The sequence below is a fragment of the Aliikangiella coralliicola genome, assembly GCF_007004725.1.
GTDB lineage: Bacteria > Pseudomonadota > Gammaproteobacteria > Enterobacterales > Kangiellaceae > Aliikangiella > Aliikangiella coralliicola.
Genome location: NZ_ML660167.1, coordinates 493,852 through 500,880, shown reverse-complemented (window position 1 = coordinate 500,880; position 7,029 = coordinate 493,852). Strand labels below are relative to the sequence as shown.

The 7,029-nt window shown below is 40.3% G+C and carries 5 protein-coding genes; all 5 read left to right on the top strand.

From position 1 onward, the window contains the following. The coding region (locus FLL46_RS27130) for a hypothetical protein (protein ID WP_168204240.1) at positions 1-181 on the top strand (181 nt) is incomplete at its 5' end. Positions 182-355: 174 nt separating this feature from the next. After that, on the top strand, positions 356-868 hold the full coding sequence (locus FLL46_RS19085) for a transcription termination/antitermination NusG family protein (protein WP_142932936.1): 513 nt from the start codon (positions 356-358) through the stop codon (positions 866-868). A gap of 1,087 nt (positions 869-1,955) precedes the next feature. Then, positions 1,956-3,206 (top strand): efflux RND transporter periplasmic adaptor subunit, encoded by a 1,251-nt coding sequence (locus tag FLL46_RS19080; RefSeq protein ID WP_142932935.1) that lies wholly within the window; start codon positions 1,956-1,958, stop codon positions 3,204-3,206. A gap of 35 nt (positions 3,207-3,241) precedes the next feature. Continuing rightward, complete coding sequence (locus FLL46_RS19075; protein WP_142932934.1) at positions 3,242-4,006, top strand: ABC transporter ATP-binding protein; 765 nt, start codon at positions 3,242-3,244, stop codon at positions 4,004-4,006. Beyond that, positions 4,003-6,429, top strand: coding sequence for an ADOP family duplicated permease (locus tag FLL46_RS19070; protein WP_142932933.1), 2,427 nt, complete (start codon positions 4,003-4,005; stop codon positions 6,427-6,429). The genes FLL46_RS19075 and FLL46_RS19070 overlap by 4 nt, the downstream gene beginning before the upstream one ends. Positions 6,430-7,029: the final 600 nt, after the last annotated feature.

Here is a 7,029-nt window from a genome sequence, read left to right as displayed (position 1 = left end):
TAAAAGCAATATAAAAAATATCGAAGCCATAAAGCTGGCATTTGAACAAGGGTACAATTTAGGTAGCAATGATTTCAAGGAAGGTGTTTATATTAATTTTGCTGAAACTCAAAAACTTTTTTTGGATGAGTTAGCAAAGTTTTACGAACAAAAAAACGATCCTGATTACATTTGCACTTAAACGAATTGGTTTGCCGTAACAACATAAATATAAAAAGCTTTACAATTAAATGAGCAAGGGGAGTTGCTGATTTTAAGTTCTAATTTCTACTGTTATCGGTAGTTTCCCTATGCAATTATTTAGGTAAAACCCTACAAGCGTTAAGGGTAATATTCGATGGTTGGCAGTTGAAATATGAAAGTTTGGTTTGTAATATATTGTAAGCCCCAAAAGGATGAAGTTGCCGAAAAAAATTTGTTAAGGCAAGGATTCGAAGTGTACCGGCCGTTGATAAGTCGGGCTAGGGGAGGCCATGTTGGCGGTTCGCCAAGTATTCGGGAAGAGTCACTTTTCCCCAGGTATTTATTCTTAAATGTTGACCCTGAAATTAAGCCGATCACTCCTGTCAAATACACACCTGGTGTTGTTGGTTTTGTGACATTCGGCGATAGATATTCAACTGTTGATGATTCAGTAATCAACGACATCAAAGTCTGTGAATCGGAACAGCAAATGGATTTGGATAATAGTGTTAGATTTAGAGAGGGAGAAACGGTTTATATCAATGGCGAAGGGTTTACGGACATTAAAGCAACATTTTGCGAAATGAGTAGTGATAATAGAGTCATTGTTCTTTTAAAAATGCTTGGCAGAATGTCAACAATAACGATTCCATCAAGTTACGTTAGTAGAACCTCAGCTTATTAGCAAAGATAGCCTCTATTTTTTCAAAGTTTTGTTGAAAAGAAATTAGCGCTTCAGGCATTACTATAATAGCGAAACAGGATCGAAGATTTAAAGTAACCTAATTATTGATTGCCAAGCTAATAATAGCAGAAATGTAGTGACCAGTGACTTCCATTTGAGATTTTAAATAGGTTAGTTCTGGTGTAGTTGCGGTTTATTTTGATAATTATTTTTTGACTTGCAAAAAGATGTAGGGCGGAGCTATGTTCGCAGTTTTAAAAGTAACGCGTTGATTTTAGAATAACGCTAGTTGGTGAGTACATAGCTACATTTTACTAAAGTTTTTATGATGCAATAAAGTTGAAAGAAAAAACTTGTTCTTAGCGAATATTATAGGATGCAAAGACAAAATAGACCACGAAAAGTAAGTTTATTAAGACAAGCCACTAAAAAATTAAATGCAATAAAAAACGGATAAAAAAATTAGGGGAAAATAGGGTAGAAATAGTGCGAAATAGCTGCATTTATTAACATTCTATATTATTTTAGGTGGAAATTTAGCGATTGATTTTATTCGCTAGCACGAGATATTTTCTGATAAGTTAAATATGCAAAGAATTGTAGGGCGGAGCTATGACTACATCTTCTTTCGACTATCTCGACTAAATTAAATGTCATCTCGACCAACGTGGACCTCGATGCCGCTTGACGGTAGAAAGCTCCGTCAGACATTTGAAAGCCATCGGTTTTCATTCGGCTTTAAATAAGCATGGCGCTTTTAAAGTGGGTTAATCTCGGTGTTGAATATAGTGAAACCTTTGGGAGATCTCTCCACTTCGGTCGAGATGACAGGGAGTTGGCTGAGATGACAGGGAGTCGTTTGTGTCTTCTTCAAGTTAGTGTTTCACTCAAAAAAGCTTGGTCCCAATGTTGGGATTTTCGCTGATTGAATATTTCCCAACTTTGGGAACAGTGATAGCCAGCTAGATAATTTGATATAAATATCAGTCACTTAAAGTTTGGCATAGAAACTGCCTTAACAGACATGGATACCTTAAAAGTACTAATTTGAATTTTGCATTAAACAAATTGATTAGCTGGAGCATTAATGGATATTGCCGTTACCAAAAAAAAGAAAACCAATACCAAGCGATACTTGGTTATTGTTTTAATCGCGTTGCCTGTTTTATTTGCTGTGAGATATCTTTGGTTTCTTGGTCAAGCCGATATTGCAGTTGACCGAAATACCATGGTATTCGGTGAAGTAAAACGAGATAAATTTACAGTTTCAGTTCGTGGCACCGGAGTGTTAGTTCCTGAAAACATTCAATGGCTTTCTGCAACTGTCGAGGCGAAAGTAGAAAAACTCATTGTGAAAGCGGGTAATGTTGTTAAGAAAGGCGATCTCATCGTAGAGTTAAGTAATCCACAGCTCTATCAACAATTGGCTGAAGCCAAGTGGGAGGTTGAAGCGATGGAGGCAGAAACAAAAGCAGCGAGAGTTGCACAAGAATCTGCGTTGCAGCAGCAAAAAGCGAGCGTTCTGAATGCCAAACTAGATTACGAAAGCGGTTTGCTTGAGTACAAAGCTCATAGCGAATTGATTGAAACCGGTGCGGTATCAAAGCTGGCTTTTGAACGTAGCCGTCTAGCGATGGATCAATTCAAAGAGCGATGGATTTCTAGCCAAAAAGAATTAAAGAAAATGGAAGAGAATTTGACCGCTCAAAATAGTGCACGCACCGCGCGGTTGAATCAAACGAAAAAAAGCCTGGAAAGAACGCAACAACAAGTGGATGATCTTCAAGTGAGAGCCACTATGGATAGTATCGTTCTCGAAGTTCCGCTTGAGGCCGGTCAGAGAGTTACGATGGGGGCGAATATTGCTAAGCTGGCTGAGCAGGGTTTGTTGATTGCGGAACTTCAAGTCCCAGAAATTCAAATTAGAGATGTTGCTACCGGGCAAAGAGTTATTATCGATACCCGCAACAGCAAGTTCGAAGGAGTCGTTTCCAGAGTTGATCCCGCAGTGATCAACGGCAATGTTCAAGTGGATGTTGCTTTTTCGGAAACATTACCCGATGACGCTCGACCTGATTTGAGTGTTGACGGTGAAATTAAAATTACTGAAATAGCTGATGCCCTGTATGTTGATCGTCCGCTATTTGTACAAAGTAAGAGTAACTCTGCATTTTATAAGTTAAGTGAGGATGGTCAATTTGCTGAAAGAGTCGAGGTAAAAGTGGGTTATGGTTCGGTGAATCAAATTCAAATTCTCGAAGGCTTGCAGGTCGGCGACAAGATCGTGACTTCAGATCCAACCCGTTTCGAAACCTACGAAAAATTCCGCATCAATTAAAACTATTCAGAAAAATAGTCAGGAGGCAATAAGTTATGAGCGACGTATTAATTAAATTAGAAAAGGTAAAAAAAATATTTTATACGGAAGAAGTTGAAACTCATGCGTTAAGCAATATCACTTTCACTATCAACAAAGGTGAATACATTTCAATCTCTGGGCCTTCTGGATGCGGCAAGTCAACTTTGCTTTCATTACTTGGCTTATTAGATACTTCTACCGAAGGCAAATATACGCTTGCCGGCCACGAAGTTTCGAATATTTCTAAAAAAGAGCGAGCGAGAATTCGTAACGAAGAAATAGGCTTCATTTTTCAGTCATTTAATTTAATTAGTGATTTGGATGTAGAAGAAAATGTTGAGCTGCCGCTAACTTATCGCTCTAACCTTGATAAAAATCAACGTAAAGAAATGGTGAAAAAAGCACTGGAAAAAGTGGATATGGCACATAGAGGTAAGCATTTTCCTTCACAGTTATCAGGCGGTCAGCAGCAGCGGGTTGCTGTTGCTCGGGCGATTGCTGGTAATCCTTCTATTTTACTGGCGGATGAGCCAACTGGAAACCTGGATACCAAGAACGCAGAAGCCGTTATGGACTTGTTAGATAAGTTACACGCAGAAGGCGCAACCATCTGCATGGTTACTCATGACCCGCGCTCGGCGTCTAGAGCAGAGCGTAGAATTGACGTCCTTGATGGCCTTGTCGTTGCAGATAAAAAAATGAATATTGCCGAGAAAGTAGTTGCCATGGAAACGTCTAACGAAGCCAAAGCAGTTGAGGCGGAAGGGGCTTTATCATGATGGTTTTGAGTGACTTAAAATACGCGATTAGATTGCTATCTAAAAGTCCCGGTTTTACCATTTTAACGACTATTGTAATGGCTGCAGGTATTGGGCTTAGCATTTACCTGTTTTCATTTTTTAACACAATGGTTTTTAAAGAAATGCCGTTTGAAGATGGTGATTCATTAGTTCAGCTTAGCTCATCACAAAATGGTGTCAGGAATGCTGGCCCAATTAATTTACATGATTATCAAGAGATAAGAACAAACCTTAAAGGACTTTCAGAGTTCGGCGCTTATTCTGTCTCTAACCTGAATGTTTCAGGGCGAGATGGCGCGAGAAGATATAGTGCAGTGGCGGCTGAGCCAAATATTTTTCAATTGACTCGCACCAAACCCATACTGGGACGAGAATTTACCAAAGCTGAAAATCAAGCTGGGGCAGAACGAGTAGTTGTGATTGGCTATGATATGTGGCAAAACCAATTCGGCGGCGACCCTAAAATCATTGACCAAACACTCCGTATTAGTGGCATTAGCCACCGAATAATCGGCGTAATGCCAGCAGGCTACGTTTTTCCTACCAACACCGAACTTTGGACACCATTACGCGAAGACGCCACCCAACTCACCCGCGGAAACTCTGGTGATGTTATTGGTCTAGCTCACATTCAAGATGGCGTCTCAATGGAAGAGCTTAACCGCCAATTAGCGCTAGTAATGCAGCGCATTGAACAGAAATATCCTAAAACCAATAATGGTATTGGCGCTTATATTTCAACTATTCCTCTGGCAGGTGATGCGGATACTGTTGCGGTTATTTATTCAGTTCATATTATCGCCATATTAATCTTGATTTTAGCATCCGTTAACGTCGGAAACCTGTTGTTATCAAGAGCTGTAGAGCGGGGCAAAGAAACTGCCATTCGGGTTGCGCTCGGCGCTCCACGTTCGAGATTGATTAGCCAGATGTTGTGGGAAAGTATTATTATCTGCACCGTCGGTGGCATTGTTGGTTTATTAGTTTTGGCATGGGGGCTTGAAGCAACGCAAGCTATCACAAAAACCTTTTTCGTCGACAAACCACCGTTTTGGTGGCAGTTTGGTATCGACGCATTTACGATTAAATTATTCTTTATTTTCGTAGTCGGCACGATTTTAATTACGGGGTTACTTCCAGCCTGGAAAAACTCCGGTGCTGATTTCAATGCCGTACTTCGCGATGGCACTAGAGGCGCCTTAAGTAAAAAATCAGGTCGACTTAACCGCTTTCTGATTATCAGCCAGATATTCGTCTCATTGACAGTTTTGATCGCAGCCACAGTTATGATGGTAGGAAACTTTAAAGCCACCAGAGCGGATTATGGTGCCAAAACGGAAAATATTTTAACCGCCGCTGTACTGCTAACTGAGTCTAAATACGATACACCAGAAAAACAGGCGCAGTTTGCTAAGGCATTACAATCGCGATTGGAAAACACTGTCGGTATTGGCGACGTAATGATCGCGTCAGCTTTACCGGGCTCTTATACCTCAACACCTGCACTGGCTTTAGAAGGTCGGGAATATACCGAAGATAAAGGTTACCCCCGAGCAAACTATATTGTTGTGACTCCAGGCTCATTAGCAAAGCTGGGTGTCGAGCTGAAAAAAGGACGTTACTTTAATACCAGTGACGAAGGGTTAGGCAAGGGTTCTGTCATTGTGACCGATAGTTTCGTTGCGCGTCATTTTCCAAATGAATCTCCAATCGGAAAGCGTATCCGCACCGTTGAATTAGATGGTGATCAGCCCAACTGGTTAACAATCGTTGGCGTTGTTGAGCATACAATTCAAGGCGCTTCTTATGAAGAAAGTGGTAAAGCGCCGTCGGTATTCAGACCTTTCGCACAATCTCCAAGAACTCAAATGACTGTCGCCATGGAAATGAAATTGGACAGTGATAAGGTTATTCGGACATTGCGAAAAACATTAGAGTCAATTGATCCAGAACTTCCTGCGTTTAGAGTTGAAGCCTACGCTGAAAGTTTCACTCGTCATACTGGCCCGATGTTGTTTATCACTTCAGTATTTTTACTTTTTGGAATTGCGGCAATCGTTCTGGCGACCAGTGGTATTTACGGTGTTATGTCTAACACCATTAACCAGAGAACACAGGAAATTGGTGTTAAGCGCGCACTAGGCGCTGTCGAACAAAGAATTACTAAAGAGTTCTTAATGTCAGGCGTGAAACAACTATTGTGGGGCGGAATACCCGGATTACTCGCTGGATGCGGAATGGGATTTGCTATGTCATCAATGTTAGGAGTCGGTAACGCTGATTTGCTACTCGTTTCATTGTCACTGGTTCTAATTATTGGAGGCACTGTATTAATGGCGACCTATTTGCCAACAAAGCGTGCGCTTCAAATGGAGCCAAGTCAGGCATTACGTCACGAATAATAGTCAAGATCAACTGATCTTTTAGTTGAACGAACAAGCCTAACTTAATTTGAAAATCAACCTAAACCAGGGAATATGATTTCAGTTTAAGTTAGGCTGACTTCTTTACAGTTTAAATTTATTGCAACACAAAGTATGTTAAGAAAGCTCATGCTATAAAAGCTTTGATAGAAATCTAGAAAAGGAGATGGAACAAGACATGGAAAAGTTACGAAGGGAAGTATCCTGAATAGCCACTAATAGGCTGATTAAATCCGTGTTATCACCCCGTTGATAAGATAAACACTGTTAGCAATGAAGACCATTGTGAGCATTGGCCATTGGTCGTTCCTGAAATTTAAATCAATTAACCTGAAGAGGCCCTATTGCCTCAGTTCAGGTATTTTAACTGAGTAATTTTCCAGATCTCGATTCACTAATGAAAATCGATTTTCTTATCTCGAGTTGGGGTTTATTAGATAGGCCACATTGTTCGAACGAGCGGTTGCAAATTGGCTTGTCAACGATTGACGAAACAACCTGATATTGATCGCACATTCTAAATTTTTAATTTAATGAATCTTTTCGTTAATGCTGATCGTTGCTTTTAACGTCAGATTA